The sequence below is a fragment of the Companilactobacillus halodurans genome, assembly GCF_009600985.1.
Taxonomy (GTDB): domain Bacteria; phylum Bacillota; class Bacilli; order Lactobacillales; family Lactobacillaceae; genus Companilactobacillus; species Companilactobacillus halodurans.
The window spans coordinates 1-2,622 of the sequence record NZ_VDFP01000063.1; the positions used below are offsets into that span (position 1 = coordinate 1).

Annotated in this window: 3 protein-coding genes; all 3 read left to right on the forward strand. The window is 29.0% G+C overall.

Going from position 1 to position 2,622, the window contains the following annotated elements; translation table 11 throughout:
- Window positions 1-595 precede the first annotated feature (595 nt).
- From FHL06_RS12335 to FHL06_RS14600, 3 genes are read left to right on the forward strand one after another with little or no spacing between them, the layout of a single operon-like run.
- Entirely contained in the window at window positions 596-1,456 is an 861-nt protein-coding gene (locus tag FHL06_RS12335; protein ID WP_153386870.1) for a replication initiation protein, read from the forward strand.
- A 31-nt stretch (window positions 1,457-1,487) separates the two neighbouring features.
- A complete protein-coding gene (locus tag FHL06_RS12340) occupies window positions 1,488-1,997 on the forward strand; it encodes a LuxR C-terminal-related transcriptional regulator (protein WP_153386872.1) in 510 nt (169 codons plus the stop codon).
- A gap of 38 nt (window positions 1,998-2,035) precedes the next feature.
- Window positions 2,036-2,380, forward strand: a complete 345-nt coding sequence (locus FHL06_RS14600) for a hypothetical protein (RefSeq protein ID WP_202879070.1) — start codon at window positions 2,036-2,038, stop codon at window positions 2,378-2,380.
- Window positions 2,381-2,622 lie beyond the last annotated feature (242 nt).

Consider the following 2,622-nt stretch of genomic DNA (forward strand, 5'->3'; position numbering starts at 1 on the left):
ATAGTTAAGTCTCATTATATTGTATAGCAATGGTAACGGAATGAGCGTAGCGATATGAGTATAAGGAATTGCTATACTTGCATCTACTCGCCACACTAAACGCAGTGGAATTGGAAACCCTCCAATTCCCTGCAGTTTGAACGGCGAGTTCAAGAAGTTTTTTGATTTTACTTTTTTTCAAAAAAGTAATGGGTTAGATTTTTAAAATAGATGTAAATTCGTTCAGAATTTATTCATTCTTAAAGAGATTTTGAAATGGGGCAATTTTGCCCCGAACTTTATATAATCTTTTTAAGAACTTTTTAAACCCTTTTTAGACGCCATTTGAGCCTTACTGCGAGAAGAAGTTTCAGACCCTAAAGGCATACTTTTGCCACATTAAAGGCATACTTTTGCCACATTAAAGGCATACTTTTGCCACATTAAAGGCATACTTTTGCCACAAGTATGGCATGTATTTTTATTTAACATGCCTTTAATTTAATGTTACTGTTATTACAACGTTTTAAAGCATAAAAAAACAGGGCTAAAGGAATTGTCTTCGGAAACCCTTCCTTTAGCCCTGAAATACATAATATGTAGGAGTGATTATAACATGTCTGGAGAGACTGTTGTGTATAGAAATGAAATGAATCTAATCCCATTAAGAAAATTCACGAGTGTAGAAATTAATTTATTTTTTGCTATGTGTAATAAATTAAAAGAACAAGATACAAACACTTTAACTTTATCTTTTGATGAATTAAAAGAATTAAGCAATTATAGCCCAGAAACTAGAAATATAAATCGTTTTGTTGATGATTTACAGAGAGTATACGATAAAATGCTAGAAATCAGATATACAATCCGTACAGAAACAAAAATTAAAAAATTCGTACTTTTTCATAGATATGAAATTGATCTGACTGAGAAATATTTAGAAATCGCTACTTCACCAGATTTAAAGCATATATTAAATGAAATTACTTCAGATTTTACAAAGTTTGAACTACAAGAAATGACTCATTTAAAATCAACATATGCTAAAAATATGTTTAGAATACTAAAGCAATACAAACATACAGGTTATTTAAAAATGAGTATTGAAGATTTCAGAGAGCGTTTGGATGTTCCTGATTCCTATCGCATGACAAATATAAACCAATACGTATTATCGCCTATAATCAAAGAACTAGGTTTTATATTTAAAGAACTTACTATTAATAAAATCAAAGCTAAGAAAAGCCGTAAAATTGAGTGGTTAGAATTTACTTTTGAACCTGAGAAACGCATTCATTCAAAGCGACAACCTGAAATGGCGAATATAGGCAAGAAGACGCAAAATATAAATCGTGAGATGACGCCAGAATGGTTAGAAAATAAAAAATATGAACCTATCAAACCCAAAACAACTGAATTTACAGAACAACAAAAAGAGGCATTTTTAGAGAAAATGAATATCAATGGAAAAATATAAGGCGAACAAATAAAGTAGGACGTGTTATTTGATGAAAACAGTAAAAGAAGTTTCTGAAAGTTTAAATGTTTCTAAACAAACCATTCACTATCACTTAAAAAACTTACCATCAAATTTAAAAGTTAAAAAAACAGGTAATAAATCATTAATAGACGATAGCGTAATAGCTTATTTAGAATCGATTTTGAATAAAAAATCGTCAAGCAAATCGACAAATAAATCGTCAAGCTTTGACGAAAAATCGACAAAAGAATCGACAAACAAAAAAGAGCCCGCGAAAGCATATTATGACAGCTATGTTGATAAATACATAGCACACTTAGAATCAGAAATTCGACAAAAGAATCGACAAATTGACGATTTAACAATTGCCTTAAAACAAGAACAATCATTGAACTTAAATAGCCAAAATATATTAAGTCATAATGACCCTATAGAAACGGATAATTTAAATACAAAAGAGGATGTTTTTGTCTCAGAAACACCAAATCAAAATGAACAAAAACAATCCATTTTCTCTAAATTATTCAAAAAAAAGTAAGTTATATTATGTAAAATTTATAAGAAAGTTAGTGAATTATGGAATCTTTTTTTAAGATATTAGGAATTATTCTATGGGAATTATCTTACTATATAACGCCCCCAACGGAAAAATATAAAAATATTAAACGAGAGAAAAAGAGAAAATGGATACAAAGAAAAATCGAAATAAGGGATGCTAAAAGAAGAAGATTTACAAAAGAGAAATTGAGAAAACTGGTTAAATTTATTCTTTTTTACTTAATTTTAGTGCTTATTCTTGCATGTATTGAGCATTTGTTCAATAGAGAACTGACTTTCCTAAAAAATTTATTTGTCCCATTTATAGTATCTTTTTTCGTTTTTACATTTGGTGCTTTTCGTAATGAAGATAAAAGAAATTAAGGTGGTTTTGACACTGTGATTTTCACTTTTCTAAAAATCCTTCATGTATAAAAATAAATATCTGCACTTTATGAAAACAAATGAAAACGTGTTAAACCAACGATGTATAAAACGTGTATAAACGATCACAAACCAAAAAAGCCCGAAGTACTGTTAAATCAGTGTTTCGGGCTTTTATTCTAGTTAACATAATAAAGGATTATAGGTAGTGAAATTGTATGCCTTATACATGATTAATAAGA

Bases quoted from the DNA above. Each gene is read 5' to 3' on its own strand.
- FHL06_RS12335 (WP_153386870.1), top strand. From the start codon at position 596: ATGTCTGGAGAGACTGTTGTGTATAGAAATGAAATGAATCTAATCCCA.
- FHL06_RS12340 (WP_153386872.1), top strand. From the start codon at position 1,488: ATGAAAACAGTAAAAGAAGTTTCTGAAAGTTTAAATGTTTCTAAACAA.
- FHL06_RS14600 (WP_202879070.1), top strand. From the start codon at position 2,036: ATGGAATCTTTTTTTAAGATATTAGGAATTATTCTATGGGAATTATCT.